23 protein-coding genes and 1 tRNA gene are annotated in these 23,298 nt (G+C 50.5%); 12 read left to right on the plus strand and 12 right to left on the minus strand.

The genetic code is table 11. The features are described from left to right. The first annotated feature begins 174 nt into the window (after positions 1-174). Together HNR64_RS03020 and HNR64_RS03025 are read left to right on the plus strand one after the other, a co-directional pair. Positions 175-1,326 (plus strand): porin, encoded by a 1,152-nt coding sequence (locus HNR64_RS03020; protein WP_062383135.1) that lies wholly within the window; start codon positions 175-177, stop codon positions 1,324-1,326. A 140-nt stretch (positions 1,327-1,466) separates the two neighbouring features. Beyond that, positions 1,467-2,993, plus strand: a complete 1,527-nt coding sequence (locus HNR64_RS03025; RefSeq protein WP_062383138.1) for a type IV secretory system conjugative DNA transfer family protein — start codon at positions 1,467-1,469, stop codon at positions 2,991-2,993. A gap of 6 nt (positions 2,994-2,999) precedes the next feature. Here HNR64_RS03025 and HNR64_RS03030 read toward each other — a convergent pair whose 3' ends face one another. The 3 genes from HNR64_RS03030 to HNR64_RS03040 all read right to left on the minus strand — a co-directional run bounded on the left by HNR64_RS03030 (position 3,000) and on the right by HNR64_RS03040 (position 5,244). Beyond that, a complete protein-coding gene (locus HNR64_RS03030; RefSeq protein ID WP_204995092.1) occupies positions 3,000-3,746 on the minus strand; it encodes a hypothetical protein in 747 nt (248 codons plus the stop codon). 103 nt (positions 3,747-3,849) lie between these two features. After that, positions 3,850-4,395 carry an ankyrin repeat domain-containing protein gene (locus HNR64_RS03035; RefSeq protein WP_062383143.1) on the minus strand — a complete coding sequence of 182 codons (546 nt, stop codon included), beginning with the start codon at positions 4,393-4,395 and terminating at the stop codon, positions 3,850-3,852. 3 nt (positions 4,396-4,398) lie between these two features. Then, positions 4,399-5,244: a hypothetical protein gene (locus HNR64_RS03040; protein WP_062383146.1), complete on the minus strand. Its 846-nt coding sequence runs from the start codon at positions 5,242-5,244 to the stop codon at positions 4,399-4,401. A 91-nt stretch (positions 5,245-5,335) separates the two neighbouring features. Between HNR64_RS03040 and HNR64_RS03045 the strand changes: the two genes are divergently transcribed. Genes HNR64_RS03045 through HNR64_RS03055 form a run of 3 tightly spaced genes read left to right on the plus strand, consistent with a single transcriptional unit; the run spans position 5,336 to position 7,543 of the window. Beyond that, positions 5,336-6,013 (plus strand): hypothetical protein, encoded by a 678-nt coding sequence (locus HNR64_RS03045; RefSeq protein WP_062383149.1) that lies wholly within the window; start codon positions 5,336-5,338, stop codon positions 6,011-6,013. 19 nt (positions 6,014-6,032) lie between these two features. Next, positions 6,033-6,911, plus strand: coding sequence for a J domain-containing protein (locus HNR64_RS03050; protein ID WP_156474841.1), 879 nt, complete (start codon positions 6,033-6,035; stop codon positions 6,909-6,911). Further along, entirely contained in the window at positions 6,908-7,543 is a 636-nt protein-coding gene (locus HNR64_RS03055) for a hypothetical protein (protein ID WP_062383154.1), read from the plus strand. The genes HNR64_RS03050 and HNR64_RS03055 overlap by 4 nt, the downstream gene beginning before the upstream one ends. 163 nt (positions 7,544-7,706) lie before the next feature. Here the strand turns inward: HNR64_RS03055 and HNR64_RS03060 are convergent, their stop codons facing one another. From HNR64_RS03060 to HNR64_RS03085, 6 genes are all read right to left on the minus strand, one after another. Continuing rightward, positions 7,707-8,219 (minus strand): antirestriction protein ArdA, encoded by a 513-nt coding sequence (locus HNR64_RS03060; RefSeq protein WP_062383158.1) that lies wholly within the window; start codon positions 8,217-8,219, stop codon positions 7,707-7,709. A gap of 536 nt (positions 8,220-8,755) precedes the next feature. Further along, positions 8,756-10,453 (minus strand): AAA family ATPase, encoded by a 1,698-nt coding sequence (locus tag HNR64_RS03065; RefSeq protein WP_062383172.1) that lies wholly within the window; start codon positions 10,451-10,453, stop codon positions 8,756-8,758. Further along, on the minus strand, positions 10,450-11,577 hold the full coding sequence (locus HNR64_RS03070) for a dsDNA nuclease domain-containing protein (protein WP_062383175.1): 1,128 nt from the start codon (positions 11,575-11,577) through the stop codon (positions 10,450-10,452). The genes HNR64_RS03065 and HNR64_RS03070 overlap by 4 nt, the downstream gene beginning before the upstream one ends. Before the next feature lie 340 nt (positions 11,578-11,917). Next, complete coding sequence (locus tag HNR64_RS03075; protein ID WP_062383177.1) at positions 11,918-13,099, minus strand: tyrosine-type recombinase/integrase; 1,182 nt, start codon at positions 13,097-13,099, stop codon at positions 11,918-11,920. 17 nt (positions 13,100-13,116) lie between these two features. Next, entirely contained in the window at positions 13,117-13,389 is a 273-nt protein-coding gene (locus HNR64_RS03080; protein WP_062383178.1) for a hypothetical protein, read from the minus strand. Between the two features lie 11 nt (positions 13,390-13,400). Beyond that, positions 13,401-13,679, minus strand: a complete 279-nt coding sequence (locus tag HNR64_RS03085) for a hypothetical protein (RefSeq protein WP_062383179.1) — start codon at positions 13,677-13,679, stop codon at positions 13,401-13,403. Positions 13,680-13,944: 265 nt separating this feature from the next. Here HNR64_RS03085 and HNR64_RS03090 point away from each other — a divergent pair, with 265 nt between their 5' ends. From HNR64_RS03090 to HNR64_RS17520, 4 genes are all read left to right on the plus strand, one after another. After that, positions 13,945-14,142, plus strand: a complete 198-nt coding sequence (locus HNR64_RS03090) for a hypothetical protein (protein WP_062383180.1) — start codon at positions 13,945-13,947, stop codon at positions 14,140-14,142. Between the two features lie 109 nt (positions 14,143-14,251). Next, a complete protein-coding gene (locus HNR64_RS03095) occupies positions 14,252-15,073 on the plus strand; it encodes a type IV toxin-antitoxin system AbiEi family antitoxin domain-containing protein (RefSeq protein WP_062383182.1) in 822 nt (273 codons plus the stop codon). Continuing rightward, positions 15,070-15,915 carry a nucleotidyl transferase AbiEii/AbiGii toxin family protein gene (locus HNR64_RS03100; protein ID WP_062383184.1) on the plus strand — a complete coding sequence of 282 codons (846 nt, stop codon included), beginning with the start codon at positions 15,070-15,072 and terminating at the stop codon, positions 15,913-15,915. The genes HNR64_RS03095 and HNR64_RS03100 overlap by 4 nt, the downstream gene beginning before the upstream one ends. A gap of 275 nt (positions 15,916-16,190) precedes the next feature. Next, complete coding sequence (locus HNR64_RS17520) at positions 16,191-17,801, plus strand: recombinase family protein (RefSeq protein WP_418112969.1); 1,611 nt, start codon at positions 16,191-16,193, stop codon at positions 17,799-17,801. On the opposite strand, the gene HNR64_RS03120 is transcribed toward HNR64_RS17520, so the two are convergent. Both HNR64_RS03120 and HNR64_RS03125 read right to left on the minus strand, forming a co-directional pair. Next, positions 17,758-17,834: transfer RNA gene (locus HNR64_RS03120), tRNA-Met, on the minus strand. The genes HNR64_RS17520 and HNR64_RS03120 overlap by 44 nt on opposite strands. A gap of 119 nt (positions 17,835-17,953) precedes the next feature. Next, positions 17,954-18,721, minus strand: coding sequence for an SDR family NAD(P)-dependent oxidoreductase (locus HNR64_RS03125; protein WP_204995093.1), 768 nt, complete (start codon positions 18,719-18,721; stop codon positions 17,954-17,956). 255 nt (positions 18,722-18,976) lie between these two features. Between HNR64_RS03125 and HNR64_RS03130 the strand changes: the two genes are divergently transcribed. From HNR64_RS03130 to HNR64_RS03140, 3 genes are read left to right on the plus strand one after another with little or no spacing between them, the layout of a single operon-like run. Continuing rightward, entirely contained in the window at positions 18,977-20,128 is a 1,152-nt protein-coding gene (locus tag HNR64_RS03130; protein WP_204995357.1) for a 1-acyl-sn-glycerol-3-phosphate acyltransferase, read from the plus strand. Between the two features lie 19 nt (positions 20,129-20,147). Continuing rightward, positions 20,148-22,271 carry an ATP-dependent DNA helicase DinG gene (dinG, locus tag HNR64_RS03135; protein WP_204995094.1) on the plus strand — a complete coding sequence of 708 codons (2,124 nt, stop codon included), beginning with the start codon at positions 20,148-20,150 and terminating at the stop codon, positions 22,269-22,271. A 4-nt stretch (positions 22,272-22,275) separates the two neighbouring features. Beyond that, entirely contained in the window at positions 22,276-22,617 is a 342-nt protein-coding gene (locus tag HNR64_RS03140) for a YqcC family protein (RefSeq protein WP_204995095.1), read from the plus strand. 33 nt (positions 22,618-22,650) lie between these two features. Here HNR64_RS03140 and fixJ read toward each other — a convergent pair whose 3' ends face one another. After that, the gene (gene fixJ, locus HNR64_RS03145) at positions 22,651-23,274 is read right to left on the minus strand and encodes a response regulator FixJ (RefSeq protein WP_204995096.1); all 624 of its coding nucleotides are present in this window, start codon (positions 23,272-23,274) and stop codon (positions 22,651-22,653) included. Positions 23,275-23,298 lie beyond the last annotated feature (24 nt).

A 23,298-nucleotide genomic window follows, 5' to 3' on the forward strand; every position in this document is an offset into this window, starting at 1 on the left:
ATGTTGCTGTATGAAAGTCACAACGCTGTGACATAAATACAACACGACTTAATAAAAATACCTCGACGGTTCATTATTTAATAGAAACAACGTCATCTCCGATATAGAACAAGAAGGTCAGTATGCGAATCGTTTGCTGATTTTTAACAAAAAATATTTCATATGGAGATGAAAATGAAAAAACTACTTCTAGCTTCTGCTGCCATCGTTGGTATGACAGCAATCACATCACCTGCTCTTGCTGGCGATGGTATTAGCCTTGACATAGGTGGCCACCTTAAAGGTTACGTCACTTACATCGATCAAGATTCTCGTTTAAACAACGAAGAGCGCAGCTTTGATATTTTGCGCGAAACAGAAATCCACTTGAATGGTGAAACAACACTCGACAACGGTTTAACTGTCGGTGTTAATTTCGAAGCTGACGCTGATGGCGCTGACAGCTTTGAACTTGACGAGTCATACGCTTATTTGTCAGGATCATGGGGCCGTATAAATTTTGGTGAAGAAGACGGTGCAGCTTACCTTCTCCAAGTTGCTGCGCCTTCTGCTGACAGCAACTACGACGGCATTCGCCAATTTGTCACCCCAATTAATGTTACTCTTTCCAACTTGAATGACGGTAACAATGCAAACTTCATCACTGTACACAGCGGCGGAGAAGGTTTTGACTATGACAACGACCTTACAAGAAATGCAGAAAAACTAACTTACTTGTCACCTGTCATGAATGGCTTTCAGTTAGGTCTTTCTTACACGCCTGATGTTGCAGACACAAATGCCGCTATTGATGCACAGTTCGCGTCAAACACAAACACTATCGGTGGTGTTAACCAAGATGACGATGGTGGTTACGGTTCTGCTTGGGAAGGTGCTGTACGTTACGAAGGCCAGATGGATGAAATCGGTTACACAGTTGGTGCCGGTTACGCGAATGTAGACTTGGAAAATTCCGCAGCTGGTTTTGATGACTACAAAGAGTGGAACGCAGGCGTTGATCTTGACTGGTCAGCTTTCGGTCTTGGTGTTGTTTACACAGAAAACAACAATGGTCAAAGCGGAACACAAGATGAAAACGAAACATGGGTTGTCGGTGCTGACTATACGACTGGCCCTTACAAACTCGGTGCATCTTGGTTGAACAACGACAGCAACGTAGATGCGGCTACTCCAGTGGAGACCAACCGTCTGACAGGTGGTATAGTATATACTTATGGTCCTGGCATGACTTTCCGTGGTTCTGTGAGCTATATCGAAGCAGAACGTGAAGGCCAGACTGATGTTGACGCAACACATCTTCTTGTTGGTACTCAAATCAACTTCTAATCGAGTGTTGATCTAATAATTTTGAAAGGGCCGCTGCAAAGTGGCCCTTTCTTTTTGCGAGCGCGAGGACACCGCGAGGACCACCATTCCCGTGGCGCGTGATAATCCCTGCTATCGGAACTAGCAGGACAATATTTGAAATGACAAGCAAAGACAGTGATGTTCTTCTAGGCGATATTCCGCGTGGCGTATCAACCCGCTCGCTGAAGCAGCAGAGTGCCCCGCAAGCACGCTGGCAAACCAGTAGTTCTATACAGCAAAGCGCGGTGCTGGCCTATGACCCCGAAGCCCCTTGCGGAAAAATCCTCGTGGGCGCCATAGGCAATAAGCTTGTGGGAATTGAAGACAACCGCCATATATTGACCGTGGCTGGTAGCCGCGCCGGTAAATCTGTCGCAGTGATCGGTAATATGTGCTTTTACCCCGGCAGTATTTTGGCAACTGACCCGAAAGGCGAGCTTGCGAGCCTGACGGCGGCCCGGCGGGCGGCCATTGGACAAAAAGTCTATGTGCTTGATCCGTTCGAGCAAACAACCGGCTTCGCAGCCGAGCATCGGGCGAAATTTAATCCGATGGCTGCGCTAAGCCTGGAGAGTCCTACCATTATTGAAGATGCGGCCCTGATTGGGGACGCTATGGTTATTGCCGCAGGCAAAGACCCCCATTGGGATGAAAGTGCCCGCAATTTTATTGAGGGCGTCATTTTGCATGTAGCGACGGCAGCACAGTATGAAGGTGAGCGAAATTTGATCAACGTGCGCAGCCTGCTCCGACGTGCTATGGATTGGCATGGCGACGATGACAACGGTGACTTCGCGCTAAAAGCGGAGATGCTGGCAAACGCTGACTGGCTTGGGCAAGGTTGCGGCTATACCGATGTCGCCGACGCTATTGAGGGCGCTGCGCTCGATTTCTTTGATAAGGGCGAGAATGAGCGCGCTAGCGTTCTTTCCACCGTTCGCCGCCATACCAAGATACTGGAATATACGGCGATGCGTCGGGTACTTTCCGGCCATGATTTTGATCTCGCCGACCTGAAGCGGGAAGCTGGCGGCGTAACTATTTACCTTTGCCTTCCTGCCAGCCGCATGGGGCTATGCAACCGCTGGCTTCGTATCTTTATCAACCAGCTCCTCGATGCGATGGAGCGGGAAAAAACCACCCCAGAGAATCCGGTCCTTGTCGTGCTGGATGAATTTCCGGTACTGGGCCATATGAGCCAACTTGAAAACGCCGCTGGTCAGATTGCGTCTTTTGGCGTGAAGCTATGGGTAATCTTGCAGGACTGGGGGCAAGGAACCACCTTATATAAGGAAAGGTGGGAGAGCTTTGCCGCCAATGCCGGGATCATGCAATTTTTCGGGAACAACGATCTTGCCACTACAGAATATATTTCGAAGAGGCTTGGCAAAACTCAAATCAACGCCATTCGGGGTGGTGAGGTCGGCCAGGATCAGGCCCGCCAGGGAATGACCGGAAAATCGGAAACATTGGAGCTTCACGATCTCATGACCCCGGAAGAAGTCACGCGGTTCTTCGCTCGCTCGGATTGCAAGAAACGTCAGCTCGTGATCTGGGCAGGCTACCACCCGATGATTTTACAGCGGGTGGAGTATTTCGATAAATATGGGCCGTTCGCGGAGCTGTTTAGAGAGCTTCTACCCTAAGAGGTCTCACTTGCTTTTCCAAAAGAACTCGCCGTCTTCCGGCATCGAAGTGATAGAAGCTTCTATTTCTCCAACAAGGCCTATTCCTTTTGAAATTAGCTCCTCCACAGTATCTTTCGTCAGAGGGACCTGATTTCCGTCCTTGTCGTATCCTGCCCGATGGACACAGTGATGCCGTGTGGCTACTGCTTTGAATAACCAATCTATGTCGCCAAAATCTATGTCTAAAACCGAATTAAACATCGGCTTAACCTTAGCTAGATCATGAAAAATCAGGTCTCGAAGATATTGGCTTAAGTCATCCTTTAGTTGATCTCTTTTTGTAAATATTTCCTTTATCGTAAATTTGCGCTTAGCAAATTCTGGGTCACTCTCCACAAGCCGACGCATGTGCTCCTCAGTCGAAAGTGAGTTCTTTATAAATGTTGCCGATAAGTAGGCTTCGACGGATGCGACTATATGTGCATGAAGCATGACTAGCAGTTTTGTGGAAGATTGCCTACTGACTTGCGAATTTAGTATTTCGCGTGTTGCCTCGATACTTTCTTCAAACAGCTCGAATGGAGTTTTGCCGGAAACTATTAAATCATCATCGTAATCGTATTCTCGAAAGTCGTTATTGCCATATAGCTCATCATATTCGTCCGAAAAATCATCCCAGCCCTCAGTGAATTCGTCTGCTTCGTCGTCGTTAAGCTGCTCCCTGATCCATTCAGCTCTTGCTTCTTGATATTCATCTTCTAGCTGATCCATCCACAGCCGCTTAGCTTGCCCCATTAGATAGTCCTTTTATGAGCGTCATTATTGAATTTTCTTAAATAGTTGCGAAAAATACTCGTGTTAAAAACTAGATGATTCATTGTCTACGAGTCAACTTAATGCCCTGGGCCTTTGCCTGTTTACGCTCCTTATTTCCCAGTAGCCGCGCGGCGGCGGGATTATCACCAAATAGATAGGCCATTTCTGAAGCGAGCAGTCCGCGATTATCGCGTATAAGGAAATCGCATCGGCGGGATTCAATTAACACCTTAAGAACATCTTTTGCGTCGCGAGCGGCGGCAATGTGGAGAGCCGTATCACCTAGCCGTTCCCTTCTTTTGTTTATGTCATAACCGATGCGAATGTAGGCCAATACCGTTATGGCATCGCCACGCTCAACCGCAGCGAAAAATCGTCGGGCCAGTAATATCTCCATGCCGTTGCCACGGGCACTATCATCACCGGCCTGGTAACCACCAGTTGATACCATGCCCATTGGCTGAAGATCAGCGAGATGTTTTAGCCTGTAAGCTTCCTTGGTATCAGCGTCCAGTTGACTTTCGATCTCTGATACGCGCTTCGTGTTGGTATCGGAAGACAGGAGCCTGTCGGTAAAGTTTTGTCTATCACCGGAATCTGCCATATATCACCTCTTTACGCGGGCGTAGCGGTAAAGACTCTTCTCCAGGTTTTCCTGTGAAGGGTCTTTAAAGCTCGCTAAGGCGCGGGCATGTTCCACTTCCATTGGTGCGTGGAAAAACAGCAAGTTGAGTTCTAGGGCGCTACTTTCAACGTTCAACCCCAGCGAGCTATCAAGAAGCAGATAGTGCCGGTTCATACCGGTACTGACTTCCTTTAAGAAGAACATCATGTTTTCTTCTGGCGAGACGGCCAGCCAGCCGTCTAATCTCGTTTGAGATTTGTAATTGAGTGGCATATCGCCAATGGCAACATCAACCAGGCTGGGCTCTTCTCCTTTCAAATAACTGCGTTCGAGCAACCGAACAACAGCAATGCGATTGTCGAGTGGCTGGTCGATGGCCAGTTCCGAGCACCACACCTGGTCGCCGTCGTCGCGCCAGTTGTAATACCGGCCAGCTATGTTCGCAGGAATTCCGAGCTGCGTGTATTGCTGGTCTTGCTCAAGGTATTCGACCATCCGGTTCGCTGCTTGCAGCCCGAATGTCCTCTCTTTAAGTTCTTCTTCATTCAGGAGGTTTAAATCTTCTTCCTGGACGAACTTAAAAATCGCGTGGATGCGCTCGTTATTTTCACCTTCCGGTGTCGAATATTTTCGTGTGCCGTCCTTCTTTTTTACGCCCTCAACGAATTTGCGCAAACTTTCTTGAGGCACTTCGACATCACAATATTCAGCTATTGCTTCTGAGACGTCGATCCAGGTGTAAACATCGCCATCAAAATAACCGCCATAGCGATGATAGGCCCGTAGCGCATTACGCATTCGCAAAAGCTGCCAGTCTGTATATGCCATAGAGCATTAAATCCTGAGCACGATGAAGCTGCGAGGAAGCTTCGTAGTCCAAGGTTTTAACCTGTCCCTAACGTATTCAGGAGGCAGGATCATGAAGCAGATATCACCGTTTGACGGAGCTCCAAAAACCGAAATCGTAACCGATGATCAGGGCCGCCGCGCATTTATTGTCACTCCGCGCTATCTGACGCCCTGGCGTTTTAAGGTAGCGCGCTTCGCCGCCAATGTCACGGCCTGGGCCTTGATGTTCGCTCTCGTGTTTTTGGTTGATCGCACGGTGAGCGAACCCGGTTGGGAAGTTCTGGCGGCCATTGTTTCTCCTTGGGTCCTTTGGCAGTTGTGGTTTGTAGTCGCTCGTTTTATGTGCAGCCGCACGGCTCGCTTCGAGCTCACCGAAGACACTCTCAAGGTTGGCGGGCTGTTCGGGAGCCGCAAGTTCGACCGAACCATACCCAATAGCTTTGCCTTGCCCCCGCATAACAGCGCCATAGCGGAACAACGCAAACATGAGCTGATTGTCCGCCAAGAAGCCAGCAAAGGGCGCGTGATAGCCAAGATGCCCATCTATGCGAATTCGTGGCATCTCTCATTCGTTTACTTGGGGCAGCGCAACGACCTGCTGACCATTTACGGGCAGCAAGATGCGGAAGCACTTCTGTGCCGGTTACAAGCCTGTAACGAAGTGTTGAATCGTCAGGCAGGGCTCGCCGAAGGGCTGTCAATGAGCGCCGATGATGACTGGACCGATAGTCCGGGTGATGTCGGGTAGGACCAAGGAGGACGCCGCCGTGGAAGATTATGAACACAAAGAATGGGGTTATGTGGTCGCGTTTGTGATCGGTGTGTCGGTATGTTGGCACACCCCTTTCTGGGTCGCCGAGACTATTGGCTATCTGGATAAGTTAGAAGCCTGGGTTGCCATTGCTGACTCATGGGAAAACCCTTTAACCCTGTTGTGCCATTTGATCTTGGTCATAGTGGGTGCAGCGATTAACGCTGCGGCGTTTTTCATCCTATTCCTGATCGGCTACGGCTTGTGGAAGGTTTTCGTCGCGATAGGTAAATGGTTGCTCTACCAGTTGGAAATTCTTGTGTCTGCGCTTATCGAGGTGGCTCAGTGGCTGGTGAACGGAGTGATAAGCATCGTAACGACTGTCACGCGCGCGATTTGGGATTTTCTGACTTGGCCTTTGCGGTTCATTTTTGAATTGATTGGTGATCTCTATGGTTGGTTCTCTGAAAGGACGACACGACGCCGCTATGAGCGAGAGACACTGAAAAAGGCCTACAAAGAAAAATACCGGCAGGACTTCCGCTCCTTTCGGGCCTTCATGAAGTATTGGAAAGCGCTTCAGCGTGGCGAAAATCCCCCATATCCCGGATCGGAGGGAACCGGGAACGGCTCGGGAGGCAACAACGGGCGCAGGCAAAAAGAGAACAACAACCCCGGAGGTTCTGGTGGTCCGGGAGGAAATGGCTCTGATCCCTATCAGATTGCGCTTAATGTCATCGGTCTTACAGAGCCATTCACTAAAGCTGAGCTGAACGCACGTTACAAAAGAGCAATCGCACGTTGTCATCCCGATAAAACTGGCGGTGATGATCGCGAAGCAAAGAGGGTCAATATGGCCCGTGATGTTATCTTGAAGAGGAAGGGCTGGTCATGAAAAAGCTTACTATTTGGAACGACACTGACATCGTGAAATATGACCCTAAAGCTGGCAATCGGGAACTGGACTTTGACAGCACAATGCAGGCTTTACAGCAAGCAAGCGGTCACACCGAATATAGGGTGATACCGATGCGCTGCGATAAATATGACAAGCCCTATACTGTCGTATATAAGCGCGCTCCAGGTTTCCTCAGTTTTTATGTCGATGAGGTAACAAAGGAGTTTGCCACTGAAGATAATTCCCGCAGCTTGTTTTCAGGTCGTTCTTCGAATAAAAGCGCGGGATTAACAACCTACCATCAAACCGAATTTTGCCATGATGGGCGTTATTGTCCTTGGTGCGGCCACGACGGTGGAACTGTATTCTGTCATGACTGCGGTGAGCTTTATTGTGGCGGAAAAAAACTTACGCTAATCAACGGCAAGAGGATTCATGAATGCGTGCCACGCTGTGGCTCAAGAGGTGAATTGTCACCCTCTGATCATATTAGCGGACATCAGCGCCAGAACCAAAGTCAGAGGTCTTTGGCGATCGGCGCATCCTATCGCATTGAGCACAAGTCCGAGGCAATAGAGATACAGAGAACGATCCGCCAAGAAATTACGTATCGGATCACCAAGAAGTAAATCCGGCGGCCACAATGCCGGATTGTCAGCGCGCGGCGTCTCACCTGGCGACGCGCGTCAAATTTTCCGCGACGGCCCCATCTTCGCGGAAAATTTTGATTTTTGGCCGCCCCCTACTAACAGGGGCAGCCTTTAATTGTTTTGAATACCGGTCAATTACTGGTTAGTGATTCCAGAATATATGTACTTCGTCATAAGCGGTTTCAATGGTGAAGATGTCGCCGCTATATTCCATATCACGGCCCATTTTTTCATAGTCGATGTAATAGGCCAGATGTTCGGGGATGCCGCCGCCTTGCTCGGTCAGTTCCTCGGCATATTCGGCCAGTGATTTGTAACAGCCGCAATAATGGTCTTCGAGTGCCTTTTCGGCATCGCCCAGGTCATCGCCGTAATAATTCAGGATTTCCGCGCCCAGCTTGCCGTGTTCTTCGATGAAACAAGCTTTTTCATGGGCTGACTCTATCCCTTCATACTCTGAAAGGCTGGCTCCTTCAAAACCTTCATAATCATGGATAGCGTATTCCTCGGAATCCTCTACCGGAGAGCTTGCCAGTATTTTGTTGATTTCTTCCTGAATATCTTCCGGCTGAAGTGTGGCATCAATCCATTTCCCGTGAAGATATCCCTCGTTATAGGCCGCCAGGTCTGCCACATAGATATTGATATCGCTCATTGTCTTTACTCCTTTAAATCGCCTTTATGGGTTTTTGATCAAGCACCGCTTGGTGCGCTGATCATGAACCCTTGGCGACTAGGCCGACTAGGCGGGGGTGAAAGAATCCAGAAAAATTGCGGAGGGTCTGTCGTAGCGAATAGCGGCCACGACGGAAACCGTCATTTTTCTTGATTCTGAGGGGATGCAATGCCATTCATGCTCGTTTGCTTTTTCGGGGCGTTACGGGGATTCCCCGTTTGAAGGGGTATTGGAAAGCGGGCGAAAGCCCGATTGCAGATAGGGGAAGGCTTTCCCCTCCATGGAGCTATTATGCTTGCTGATGAAAAAAAGGGACTTCGGGATTAAGCGAAAGCATTTCCAGGGAACTGGGATTAATTGCTCTAAGCGCATTTCCAAGAAAACGCGCGAATCCAAAGATAACCTAGTCGGGAAGGAAGTCTGGCGTGATTTCAGTGGTCAGGTCAGGCTTAACAAGGATCGATCTTATGACTGCTTCAGAGCTTTCTTGACAGAACAACCGCATTAAGGCCCATTTACTCGACTGCCAGATTTGCAGCCTCAAATTGCCGGATTTCATTGGAAACGGGGCCGTAGTCATCTTCGTTTAGCACTGAGTATTTCTTATCAAAAAGTAAAACCTTGCCTCCGAAGTCGATATTCGCATCTTCCACCAGTCCAATAATCAGTTGTCGTCCTTGAGGCCGGTTATCGCGAACGAATTCAAGTATTCTTTGAAGGTTCTTGGGGTCTTGTTCCTGCTGGTTTGGTGCGTCTATTATGATCGGGAAGAATGTTGCATTGCCATTCTTTTCGATAGCGCTTAGCGCGGTAAAAAAGTAAGCCAATATTGCTCTTGGAAGATCACTTCCACTTTCTTCAATAGAAGCGTTTATATTTGTGAAAACATTGTCGCTCAGAGAGTGGACACCAAGCTTGCTGGTGTTTCGTCTGAGATTTTCCTCGTATTGTGAGAGTATGGCCTTTCTTCTTTCAGGGTCGTCATATTTTTTCATTTCGTCTGTTGTTGACTGGATTCGCTCATCATAATCGGTTACAACGGCGCGATATTCGCCTTCTTCATTTTCCAAATGCGTGATGAGTGCTTTCTTTCCCTCAAGATCAATCAAGTCTTTTAATTTTACCTCTCCCTTTTTTTGCGAGAGAAGCGAGTTAATCTGTTCGCGTGTCTCCTTTGTCTGGGCGAATAGACTCTCTGTATCGTCGATCTTTTTCTCGATATCCCTTAAATCATCCCGCAGTGATGCCAGTAAATCCGAACAGGTTTCTGTATCTTGTGCGATATCGAATCGCTCCGAGAACGAGTTTGAGTAGTTGGCCCCACAGGTGGGGCAACCAATAGTTTCATCATTGAGTTGGGTAGAAAACTTATAGTCCTCACTGAGTTCGTCGTGAGTCCGTACTACGATTTCGATCTGTGCTTCAAGCCTGATTTTCTCGGTTTTGTATTCGGATATTTTTTGCCTGTAGCTATTCTCATTTCCTTTAAGAATTTCACATCGATCCAGGAGCTGATTTATTTCGCAGCGAAATTGTTCGGCATCAATGTTAAAGTCTACACGAGAGACATCTTTGTAGGCCTTGTCTTTCACTGACTGAATGGATTTTATTTGGCGGAGAGGCTCTTCTTTGTCGTTTTCAAGATTCTTCCTCTTAGCTTCGAGTTCGTACCATTTATCGGGTCTTAATCCGAAATGATAGCCGGTGACACGTTGTTTCCAGTGTGAAAATTGCGAGAGGTTTGTAAACGAACTCCAGTTTTCAACCCATCCTTTATCCTGATCGATATAGAATGGAAGCATGAGATAGGCGGGCGGAGGAGTTATAGGAACGCCTTCTCTGTCGGAGAGCTTTAGATTGAAATCGAACAGCTTTGCCAGCTCCGGCGCAAGCTCGTTGGTAATGCTTGAGTAAGTGCCGATTTCAAGATCATCGGAATCAAACAGGGAAAATGAATTTCGGTGCCTGTATATCGAGTAGTCTTTTCCATCGAGAGAGAATCTGATCAATATGAGGATGTCGGCATTCGTCCATTTGGGGTGTCTTTTGTGCGGATTAGCCCCAAAAGCATAGGGAATGGATTTTATTACAGAAGATTTTCCGGTGTCATTTTCACCTTGGACCACTGTTATGTCCGGATCGAACTCTATCTTCCTTGCTTTCTTTTCTCGATGCGATACGAGTAGCATGCTTTTTAACTGCAAGTTTTTCATTTTTCTTCTTCCGTAAGTTTCGTATCAGTCTTCGATATTGGCTCATTCCTCAATGCCTCGTATAAAATTGCTGATCTAACATATTCTTCATCGTATTCGTTCTTATATTTCTTGGAAAGAGCGGGAATTATTTTTTCAGCAAGATCCCCGAATGTCTTTATGCCGTCTTCTCCGTCATGGGAAGATATCTCGCAGATAACGTCATATGAAAATTGTGCGTGGAATTCGTTGGTGGAATCCATTTTTGCGACGATATATTCCTGCCAGCACTGCCTTATTCTTCTTATTTGCTGAAAATGAAAATTCTCCGTGCTCAATACGTTGCTGGCATCGTTCCACAGGTCGTCGTCATTTCGGCGATTGAGTACCGTACCTATCATGCGCTCGAAGTCAGAGCGCCCTATGGCTTTGTGGCGAAGCAGTTCGGAATCGTTGCCGATTTCTCTTTCATGATTTGTTTTTCTTCTGATTTCGTCAAAAAATGTTTTGTAAACCAGAGAGATATGTACCTGGCTTTCCGGATGCAGGTTTTCGAAAAATTCTACGAGCTTTCCTTTGGCAATGGATGTGTGATCAGAAAGTCTCAGATCGCTTTTCTGTGTCTCAATGGTGCTAAGTCCGTGCAGGTTACAATATTCCTGGCTGGAGGGCTCTACTGCCGATCTTATTTTCTCCTTTTCTTTGTCGGACAAGCAGGAAAATGATACGCGGCCTAGATCGATTGATTTATCTCCGTTTCGTAGCTTGGCAGATAGAGGTTGGTTTGAAGAAAAAATCAGACTGACTTCCGCGATATCCGAAAACCGCTTATAGTTTTCGTAGAGTTTTTCAATTATCGATGGACTTTCCTTTTTAGAGGTCGTTAGAGCTCCGACTGTCCAGTTTCCGGATTTCTTTGATTTTACCTGGTAAAAGATGACCCCTGAGGGATCACTTTGGGAATCAAAGACAACGACATCTTCATGGTGTTCGAAAACCATAAGGTAGTCATCTTGGTTCGCATGCAATTCAAGTAGTTCGCATAGCGACCAGTTCTTCTGATAATCGAATCTGTTAGAAGACATTGAGCCGCTGGTTTCTCTGACGGGCGTCTCTGCAAAGGATTTGAGGATGTCGCTGCTCATACTAAGGCGTCCTGCTTTTCTTATATTCCCCAATCAGGTCGATTAGCCTTCCTGATTACAAATTTCCTGTGCGATGCACAGTCTTCGATTTGCCACAAATTTGCCACAAGGAATTCCAGCGAGATTCAGAGGGTGGCGGATTCCTGCGGGTTCTGGTGTGGCGAAAAATTGTGGCAAAAATGGCCGATCCCTCCGTTTTCTTCCCATATTATGCAGCTAACCCATTGATTTTATTGTGGCGCGCCCTAGAGGATTCGAACCTCTGGCCTTTGGCTCCGGAAGCCATATAAAACACTATGATTTCTGCTGGTTGTAGCTAGTTTGCCACAATTTTGCCACATCAATTCGACGGGATCATCGAAAGCATTCCCGTTTTCTCGCTTCCGTCATCTTCTGCTTTCTCGATGAGGTGGCCATAGACATTCAATGTGGTGGTGATGTCTTCGTGCCCCATAAGCCTCTGGATGCGTTTAAGATTCATTTTTTTATCAATCAGCATCGAGGCGAAGAAGTGGCGCAAATCGTATGGTTTGTAGCGTGCCTTTAGAAGGGTGTCGCCATCCTCTTCTTTTTCGTCCATTAGCCCGGCTTCTTTGCACGCGGCATAGAATCCTCTTTTCCGCCAGTGGTCTGGCAATATCCATCGACCAGTTGAAGTTGGAAAGAGTAGGTCATATTTGTTCTCAATCGATTTGTTGTCTCTGTAATGGGAAAGCATTTCGTAAACATGTGGGCTCAGATCAATAAAACGTCGCGCTGCTTTTGTCTTCGTCACTGATATTTTGTAACCGCCGCATTCGATAGCCCGCTGCACGTCTACGCCATTTTCGTGGATACTATTTTGAGAAAGCGCCAAGTATTCTTGCGGGCGCATTCCAGTATCTGCCGCAACATAAAGTATTGGGCGATACCTCTCCCATGTCCGCGCTATATGTCGGTTTTTTGAGTTGGCAAGCCTGTCTGCCGCAGCAAGAAGTGATTGAATGTCTTTTAGTGAGGGAATGACTATCGGGTCGTCATAACGTGACGCTCCTCTGACTGCAATTCCAATAGCGGGGTTGCTTGATAGATAGCCCCTGGTGACCATCTCTTTCATTACACTTTGAAAGGAGGATAGAGCTTTTTTTGCCTGGTCTCTGCTGTAATTCGCAAGCAGCCACGAGCGAAATTCGATGATATCCGGGCCTTGTAGTTCTTGAAGCGGTTTGGGCCATTCATATGAGTTGATTATATCAGCGCGATAATCATAAACCTTTAGGGTGAAAGTGGTGACTGGATCGCGACCGTCACGACCTTCATTTTTGCATATGTCGAGCCACTTTTTTACTGCTTGCTCAATGGTCTGTATATCGGTACGGGCTGCACTATAGGAATGTTTTGCTGCACCGCTTTCGATAAATGCACGGGCTTCTTTCATTGTATTGAACGACTTAAACGCATATCCAGATTTTGTTGCGCTTGTGGGGTATCTAACTTGGTAGGTTGTCCCTTTTTTACCAGTTCTTTTTCTTATGTCGGCCATGATTCGTCATAGCCTTTCTACCGGTGTCCGTCAAACTTATTTGACAGTGAGCCTGGTTTAAAATGTGAATTTCTTTCGGCTTCAACACGGCACTGCGTATATATCGAAACCAATGTGCCGCGTTCAATTTTTAGTTTCCCTTCGATAGGGTCCACGAAGAATGGAAGTTTTCGCTTGCCGTAGGCATCCGGTTCGGCTGCGCGTTTAATTTGTCGCTCATTAAGCTCTATGCCCATAGAGGCGAGAACGTCTCTGGCTTCTGATAAGCCTATGTATTTTGGTGGCTCCATAGCCCTGCCTTTCATCTTTCAAAGTCGAGGCAGGTCGGTCGATAATGATTTGTATCGAATTTCGATATTCTTTCCCCGCTCGGCTTTCTGAGATCGATATGTTCACCGTATTCATTGGTGATAGGTAGTAGAAGCCGAACGCCGGTCGTAAACTTGGCGTTATAGTCATCTCTAAGCACATGAATATCTGTAATCAGCGCCTGAAGAAGCTCGTCCATTGAGACTGTGCCAAGTCCTCTGTACTCGATAAGTATGCCCGATTGCCGCTTATTTCCTTTTTTCTTATCCATCACTCTATTCTAAGTTGCATATGGTTAATGAAGGTTTAACAAGGGTCAGCAATGGATAGCGCGGATTTTCGCAACAGCCCGTTTCGCACCTTTTGATCCCGAACGAACCCGCGTCGATCTGCATCAATCTTGGGTAGCAATTCCCGTTTTCCTCTTCCTCTTCCTTTTTCCCCTGCCGGTCAAATGCCTTAGCCACTGGATGATGATGTGTGGGCCGGGCGTAAAGGCCTTGGCAGTCAGGGTCTTCAGGAAAAGGAGACGAAAAATGAGAAAGTCCTACACAATCTTTGAACTACAATCCTACAGCGTGGGCTCTTTGCAGGCTCTGTTTCGCGCCGAAGCGGACGGGCTGCAAGGTGCAAAATTGGATCAATCCATCGCCACGGCTAACCTTCGGGCCATCAGCGGAGTGATAGAAGCAAAGCGGAAAGCGCCCGCGCCAAAACCGCCGGGTATGCGGTAGACTACCGTATCATATTGATTTATCTTCATTATCCCATAAAAAGGGATATGAAGGTTAAAAAATAACATAAATATATTGAAATATCCATATAAATGATGGATATTTGGATATGATGAAAATAACCATAGAGCGTTACATTGATGATCAAGCAGCCTCCGGCAGGCTTTGCTTTACCAAAAGCGAAGCCGTAGACGCTACTGGCTCTTCGCCAAAGTCATTCCTGCACAGCGCCGTAAAGCTACAGAAACGTGGGCGTCTCTTCAGCCCCCGAAGCGGCTTCTACGTCATAGTGCCATCACAGTACCAATCATGGGGAGCGCCCCCGCCAGACTGGTATATACGCGACCTCATGGGATTTGAGGACATTCCCTACTATGTCGGGCTACTGAAAGCCGCCGAAATTCATGGCGCGCGCCATCAGGCCGTCATGGAGTTTCAGGTTATAACGAATAAGCAGCTCCCCCGCATCAAAGCTGGACGCTCTCATATCGGGTTTTATTACCGGAAGAATATTGAAGCTGTCGAAGAAGGCCTGATTGAGCAAAAGTCTGACACTGGCTATTACAAGGTTTCCGGGCCGGAGTTGACCGCGTTTGATCTGGTGCGCTACCCCAAAGCGACAGGCGGAATAAACCATATTGCGACGGTCTTGGTTGATCTGGGCGAAAAAATTGATCCGGCACTCTTGGGCTTTCTCTCCACGGCCTTTGAACGCAGCCAAGTACAAAGGCTGGGTTACCTGCTGGACTACATTGGCCACGATAAAGCCGCGCGTTATCTGTTAAAAACGCTAGAAAACACAGGAAAGTTGACTCAAATCGAGCTGGTTCCACCGCCTCGGGATATGGACCCCGATTTAATTCCAGAGATTACCGAGAAAGACCGGCGCTGGCGCATGACCATTCGTCGTCCTGTGGAGGTTGACGAATGATACCAAACAGCTACTTAACGGCATGGTCAAAACATGCGCCCTGGGCAGAACGATATCAGATAGAGCAAGACCTGATTATCAGTCGTGCGCTTGTCGAACTATTTTCTAATCCCTTCTTGGCAAGCGAATTGCGTTTTCGTGGTGGTACAGCGCTGAACAAGCTGCATTTCCCTGACCCTCTGCGGTATTCGGAAGATATTGACTTGGTGCGTACTACAGAAGGCCCCATAAAGGGGTTGCTGGGAACGATGCAGGATATCCTGCGGCCTTGGCTGGGTGATGCGAACTATAAGACGAGCAAAGTTGCTCCTAAGCTCACCTATTCGGTAGAGGCGGAAGACGGTACTCAGATACGCCTAAAAATAGAGATCAATACGCGGGAAAGGGCAGCTTTCGATGGAGGAGTCACCTCCCCATATGCAGTTGAAAACCCTTGGTTTACAGGCGGGTGTGAAATTCCCACCTTCTCAAACGACGAGATGCTAGCTACCAAGCTACGAGCGCTGTTACAGCGTGACAAGGGGCGCGATCTGTTCGACCTGTCTCATGCGCTTGCTAGCCTTGACCCGGTCGATCCGGCGAATATCGCCAGACTTTTTGAGCGCTATGTCGAAGATGCGCCCATTTCCCGCGCCAACGCTGAACAGCGTATGTTCCAGAAGCTGGCAAGCAAGGATTTATTATCGGATATGAGGCCTTTGGTCCGTTCCGATCACATTGAATCTTTCAGCGATCAGGCCCTGCATGACTCTTTTGTACTGGTTTTTGATAAGCTGATTTCAGAAATCTCTGGTGACCCTTGGGCCAAAACGGAGGCAATGAGAGAGCGCTTCAAAATCTAGCCAACGCCTTGCGATGATGCCGCGAGGCTCGGCTTTGCAGTCATCCCGTAGTCTGGCTGCATGGAGTGTTCAAAGAAAAATCAGACAGCGACAGCGCAGCATTCACCGGAGCAGATAGCTCTGGTCAAACTGCTGGCGCGGGCGGCAGCGGAGAGCGATCACAAAGCCTCCGGCGAGGCCCATGAATCGTCGCACGAACATCGCCAGAATGGCGAGGAGTCTGCATGACACGCTCACAAGCAAACATCGGCATCTACGCGCGTTACTCAACCGATATGCAAAGCCAGGCCTCGATTGAGGATCAAGTTCGCCTTTGCACTGAGCGAGCGGAGCGCGAAGGCTGGACTATCGTCCAAATCTATACCGACCATGGCCTGTCCGGGGCAAGCATGATGCGCCCCGGCATTCAGGCGCTCATGCAAGATGCCCAAAGCGGCAAGTTCGATATTGTCCTGGCTGAAGCGCTGGATCGTCTTTCGCGCGATCAGGAGGATATTGCCGGAATTCACAAGCGCCTGAGCTTTGCCAATGTCCAGATGGTCACCCTGTCCGAGGGTGAAATCTCACATCTTCATATCGGCCTGAAAGGCACGATGAATGCCCTGTTCTTAAAAGACCTTGCCGACAAAACCCGGCGCGGCCTACGTGGCCGCGTTGAAGCCGGTAAATCCGGCGGAGGCAAGTCTTACGGCTATGATGTCGTGCGCAAGTTCGATGGGAACGGCGAGCCAATCAAAGGTGATCGCGAGATCAATCAGGATCAGGCCGAGACCATCAATCAGATATTCCGTGACTACGCGGCGGGCATCTCTCCGAAAGCGATTGCCAAATCATTGAATGAACGTGGCATCCCTGGCCCCAGCGGTAAAGGCTGGACCCAAAGTACGATCAACGGCAATCGAGATCGCGGCACCGGCATTCTCAATAACGAGCTTTATATTGGCCGCCTGGTCTGGAACCGCCAGCGTTTTATCAAGGACCCAGACACCGGCAAGCGCGTCCCGCGCCTTAATCCTGAATCCGAATGGATCATTCAGGACGTGCCGGAGCTGGCGATTGTAGATCAAGAGCTTTGGCAAGCGGCCAAAGTGCGCCAGCAGAAGCTGACCAAGGCGCGCAAGAAGAATGATGCGCTGTGGGACTGCCGCCGTCCGAAATATCTGTTCTCCGGCTTAATGAAGTGCGGGGAATGCGGCGGAGGATTCTCCAAAATCTCCAGCGAGCATTTTGGTTGTTCGACGGCGCGCAACAAGGGAACCTGCTCTAACCGCCGTTCCATCCGTCGCAACCTCCTCGAAGATACCGTACTGAACGGGCTTCGCCATCATTTGATGGACCCGGAATTGGCAGCGGTGTTCGCGGAAGAATATACCCGCCATATGAACAAGCTTCGCATGGGGCGCAATGCGGCCATCAAAACCCACAAAGAAGAGCTTGATCGCAATAACAAGGAGCTCGACAAGCTGATCGACGCGATCTGCAATGGCGTACCTGCCGCCCGTGTGAAGGACCGCATGTGGGAGCTGGAAAACCGCAATGAGGAATTGAAAGGCCTGCTTGAAACCACAGTAGAAGAGCCGGTTTACATCCACCCCAATATGGGCAAACGCTACCGCGAGCAAATCGAAAAACTGGTGGCTGTTTTGAACGAGGATGACAAGCGCGCAGAGGCCGCAGAGATCATTCGCGGCCTGGTCGATAAAATCGTGCTGAGCCCAGATACTACGGCTAAGAAAGGTTTGAAAATTGACCTTCACGGAGCCTTGGCAGGCATCCTAAGTCTTGGGAAAGCTTGCAAAAACTCCAAGGACATATCGTCCTCAGAGCTTCAGCAAGTAGTGTTGGTAGCGGGGGCTGGATTCGAACCAACGACCTTCGGGTTATGAGCCCGACGAGCTACCAGACTGCTCCACCCCGCAATTGACTGGTTGTCTTGTTCTCTAAGACAGGTCGCGCATTATAGGGATGGCTTTGGGGGCTTGCAAGCCTTATGTGCGTTTTGTTTCAAATTTTTGAAAATACCGATATTTAAAGCACATTAACCGCTGTGGCGAATGGAGCCATCGACAGGTAGCACGGTGCCGTTGATGAAGGATCCCGCGTCACTCGCGAGCAAGATGACCGGGCCAACAAGCTCGTCGATATTGCCAAGGCGTTTAGCAGGCATGCGCTGAATATAGGCTTTGCCGGCGTCGGTGGCGAAGAAGTCTTGGTTCATTTCGGTTAGGAACCAGCCGGGTGCGATGGCGTTTACGCGAATGCCGTGACGCATTAGGTCGAGTGACATTGCCTGAGTGAGGTGGGCGACTGCTGCTTTTGAGGCGCAGTACGTGGTTTGGCCACTCTGCGCCATAATCGCTAGTACCGAGGCGATGTTGATAATGCTGCCCTGTAGCCCGGCGGCAACCATGCGTGCGGCGCCTTCCTGCGCTACATTCCAAACGCCATTGAAGTTGGTACCCATAACGAAGTCGCGAGACGCGTCATCAATTTTAAGGAAGTTCTTCGGGTCGGCAACACCGGCGTTGTTAATGATGATGTCAGGCGTTCCCGACAGCGCTTCGGCGCGGTCATAGGCGGCATTGACGCTGCTGCGGTCGGCGACGTCCATGGCGACTGCATGGGCAACGCCCCCTGCGGCGCGAATTTCTTCCACCAGTGCGTGCAGTTTCTCTTCGCGGCGGGCACAGGCAATGATTTCCGCGCCAGCCTCGGCCAGCCCTTTGGCGATGCCGTGGCCCAGGCCCGATGAGGCCCCGGTAATAAGTACTCGACGGTTTTGCAGAGAGAAACGTTGCAGGCTCATTCGCTTATCCTTCGCTGTTTAGTTATTGAAAGTGTGCCCGATTAAAGCGGCTTTCGGCGCCGATAGGAAGCTCTTTTCATGCCCTGGTGTGTCATTGCACGGCGGCGATGTCGCGTTAGGACCGTCGTGGCGCGGCTGCGCATCTTTTCAGCAATTGAGGTAGAATTCTGCCCTCAAATAATACCTCTCCCCCGATGGGGCGATACTGCTTCGGCGCGACGACGCAGCCGCCGAGGTCTGCGATGAGTGAATACGATGGATGAATTTGCCGATATTCGGCCCTACCGCGACAGTGAGGTGCGGGAGGTGCTGGATCGCCTGTTAGTTGACGATGAATTACTCAACGCCGTTGCTGCGCTGCGCATGCCAAAAGCCAGCCGTTGGTTCCCAAAGTTGCTGCGACCGCTGATCAGCGCAATTTTGCGCCGGCAGTTTAAGCGCGTTGTGTCTGTGGCAGATTTTCAGCAGCGGGTGAAAAGCTATATGGATAGCATGATCGCTCGTTCCACCAGTGCATTCACGGTATCGGGGCTGGAAAACCTCTCGGCGGATAAGGCATACCTGTTTATCAGTAACCATCGAGATATCGCTCTCGACCCCGCATTTGTGAACTATGCGCTCCATACCAATGGCATGGACACTGTGCGTATCGCGATTGGCGATAACTTGTTGTCTAAGGCTTTTGCTGCCGATTTGATGCGTATTAATAAGAGCTTCATCGTGCAGCGCAGTGCCAAGGGGCCGAGGCAGATGCTGGCCGCATTTAAGAAGCTGTCCAGCTACATTCGCCATTCTCTGCATCAAGAGCGCTCCTCGATATGGATCGCTCAGCGGGAAGGGCGCGCAAAGGACGGCAACGACGCGACCGAAGTTGCGCTGCTAAAGATGATCGGTATGTCGCAGCGTAAGGCTGACGAGAGCTATGCCGAATTTATTGCGGCGATGAATATTGTGCCGGTGAGCATCAGCTATGAATGGGACCCGCTGGATGCGGCCAAGGCCCATGAGCTGGCGCAGATAGAAATGGATGGCCGTTATGAAAAGGCCGAACACGAGGATCTGAAAAGCATCGCGACAGGAATTGTTGGGCAAAAGGGGCATGTGCATGTGCATTTCGGCACGCCAATGAGTGGCGACTACAGCGATGCCAGCGAGCTTGCCCAGGCCATCGATGCCCAGATCATTGGTAACTACCGCTTACACGGCAGCAACCTGTTGGCCTATATGCGCCTGTTTAACGACGAGCGCTGGCGCTCGGTTACCACCGCCGATGTGCCCGCCGCCGAGGTGGCGCACTTTGACGAGCACTTTGCCAATATGCCGCCCGACTATCGGCGCAAGGCGTTGGAGATCTATGCGCGACCGCTGATTAACCAATTGGCATTACAAGAGAGCACCTCTGCGTGAATTTGTCGGGAGCACAATAGTGCTGAGTGATGCGCTAAAACAGCAGATTCAGGGCGCGTACCGCCAGTTTCTTGATAGCAAATCGCTGCGGCCGCGGCTCGGGCAGCGCTTAATGATTGCCCATATTGCGCGCGTGCTGGGTGGGATTAAGCGCAATCAAGACCACAAGCGCAGCGGTGGGGACCACCTGTGTGTGGTGGAAGCTGGCACGGGTACGGGTAAGACCCTGGCCTATGCATTGGCAGCGATACCCATTGCGCGGGAATGTGACAAAACACTGGTGATTGCCACCGCGACCGTGGCTTTGCAGGAGCAGATTCTGCAGCGTGACTTGCCCGATATTTTGCAGCACAGTGGCCTGTCTTTCACCTTGAGTTTGTCCAAAGGGCGCCGCCGTTATTTGTGCCTCTCTAAACTTGACCAGATTCTCTGTGGTGGCGATGCCGCAACCCTACCGCTTTATCCTGATGAGCGCAGCGCCGCGCCTGACAACAGCGCGTTGGCGCTGTATACGCGTTTTGCCGATACCTTGGCGAGTGGCCAGTGGGACGGCGATCGCGATAACTGGGACAGCGTCTTGCCCGAGGAACAGTGGCAGCGCGTCACTACCGACCACGCGCAGTGCAGCGGTCGGCGTTGCAGTCATGTTAAGCAGTGCAGCTTCTTTAAAGCGCGGGAGTCGATGGCTCAAGCCGAGGTGGTTGTGGCAAACCACGACCTCGTGCTGGCCGACTTAGCCTTGGGTGGCGGCGCAATACTGCCGCCGCCGGAAGAGTGCATTTATATTTTCGACGAAGCCCATCACCTTCCCGACAAGGTGATCAATCATTTCAGTGCGAACTTTCGCCTCGGCGCCAGTGAGCGATGGCTGGAACAAGCGGAGCGCAGTATTGCGCCTATTCTGGCCATACCGGCCATGCAAAAGTCACTCAGGGGGCAGTTTGACTCCCTATTGAACTTGCTCGTTGCCGCGCGAGAGGCGCTGAATCCGCTCAGGCCGATATTGGTGGAATTGCTAGAGGGGGCCGTTGAGCGGCAGGGCAATAAGCAGCTGCGCTTTGAAGAGGGCAGGGTGCCCGAGCGACTGGCTGAGCGAGCGCGCGAGTTGCGCGTTGCCTTTGCTGCACTGGTGCAGCATTGCGAGGCCATGAGCGACACCCTCCAGGACGGTTTGGATAAGGGCACATTAGAGCAGCGCCGCGACGAGTTGGAACAGTGGTTGGGTGATGTGTCGGCGATGCGCTTTCGCTGCCAGAATATGCTGGCCCTGTGGCAGTCCTACGCCAGCGATAGCCGCACGGAAAAGCCGCCTATCGCCCGTTGGCTGACGCTGGTTGATGCCGGTCAGGGGCTCAGGGATATGGAGCTCAACAGTAGCCCTATTTTGGCGGCAAAAACCCTTCAGTCGTCACTGTGGTCGCGCTGTTATGGCGCGGTATTAACATCGGCTACGCTTACGGCGCTCGGCAGTTTTAAGCGCTTTAGTATGCGCGCTGGCTTATACGAAGATGCCAGCTTTGAGGTGGTGCCCAGCCCTTTCAATCACGCCGAAGCGGGGCAATTGCATGTGCCTGCGATGAGCTGCGATGCCGGCGATGCCCAGGCGCATACCGACGCATTAATTGAGATGCTGCCGCAGCTGCTGGACAAGGCGGTGGGAAGCCTGGTGCTGTTCGCATCGCGAAAACAGCTGAATGCGGTCTATGAGGGAGTGCCCTTGTCGTTGCGCAGCTTGATACTGGCGCAGGGAGAATTGCCGAAACATGACATTCTGCGGCAGCATCGCGAGCGTCTGGATGCCGGAAAGGGCAGCGTTATTTTTGGCTTGGCCAGTTTCGCAGAAGGGGTCGATTTGCCGGGCAAATACTGCTCGCATGTGGTGATCGCGAAAATTCCCTTTGCCGTGCCAGAGGACCCAGTAGAAGAGGCGCTGGCAGAGTGGATAAGCGCCAATAACGGCAACCCCTTTATGGAAATAACCGTGCCGGATGCGGCGGTTCGTCTTATTCAGGCTAGTGGGCGCTTGCTGCGCAGTGAGTCTGATCGGGGAAAAATCAGTATTCTGGACCGGCGTATAGTCACCCGTCAGTACGGCCGCAAAATGCTCGATTCAATGCCGCCCTACCAACAAGTGATAGAGTAAAGCTGTGAGTGTGTATTACCGCGTGTCTGCGACCCTGATTGATATTGAAGCTGAGCTGCGTCGCATCGGGCATTGGGAAAGCCAGCGGCCGCCCGAGCAGGCACTGCGCAGCGAGCAACCCTTTGCCGTGGATACCTTGACGTTCAGCCAGTGGTTGCAGTTTATCTTTATTCCGCGAATACGCTTTCTTGCGGAGCAGGAGCAGAGCCTACCGGGGGCGTGTAATATTTCGCCGATGGCGGAGGAGTTTTATCGAGGGCAGAATCTGCCCGTGGCGGAGTTGCTGGCTGCGCTGCGACATATCGACAGCTTATTAAGTCATGGCGGCGACGCGCCGACGCGATAACTCATCGCTCCGGCGCGCAGAGGAAGGGGCTGCTTAGCTTGCGCTGCTGTTGTCTTCGGCGGCCATTACCATGCGCACCAGATGGGCCAGTGAGCGCACGCCCATTTTTTCCATCACCCGGGCGCGGTGAATTTCCACGGTGCGCTGGCTGATATCCAGGTCATAGGCAATCACCTTGTTGGCCTTGCCTTCAATCATCAGCTCCATAACCTGTTTCTCGCGGGGGGTTAGCTCGGCGAGACGCTCAATAATCTTGTGCTTTTCTTCCAGGTCGGCGCGGTTTTCAGCGTCCGCGGCGATCGCCTGCTGAATCTTGCCCAGTAGCTCTTCCTCTCGGTAGGGCTTCTGTACGAAGTCGACAGCGCCGCGCTGCATGGCTTCAACGGCCATCGGAACATCGCCGTGGCCGGTAACGAAGATAATCGGCAAAATGGAGTTTCGCATGTTCAGCTGGCGTTGAAGCTCCATGCCGTTCATGCCGGGCATACGGATGTCCAGTACCATACAGCCGGCCATATCAGTGGAGAAATCCTCTAAAAAGGCATCTGCGCGAGAGTACGCGGCAACGTGGTAGCCTACCGATTCCAAGACCATTTGCAGTGAGTCGCGAACGGCGTCATCGTCTTCAACCAAGTAGACAGTTGCTTCTTTTGTCATTATCCCGTCCTTGCTTTGTCAGGC

Origin of the sequence: Spongiibacter marinus, from assembly GCF_016906995.1 — a bacterium.
Taxonomy (GTDB): domain Bacteria; phylum Pseudomonadota; class Gammaproteobacteria; order Pseudomonadales; family Spongiibacteraceae; genus Spongiibacter; species Spongiibacter marinus.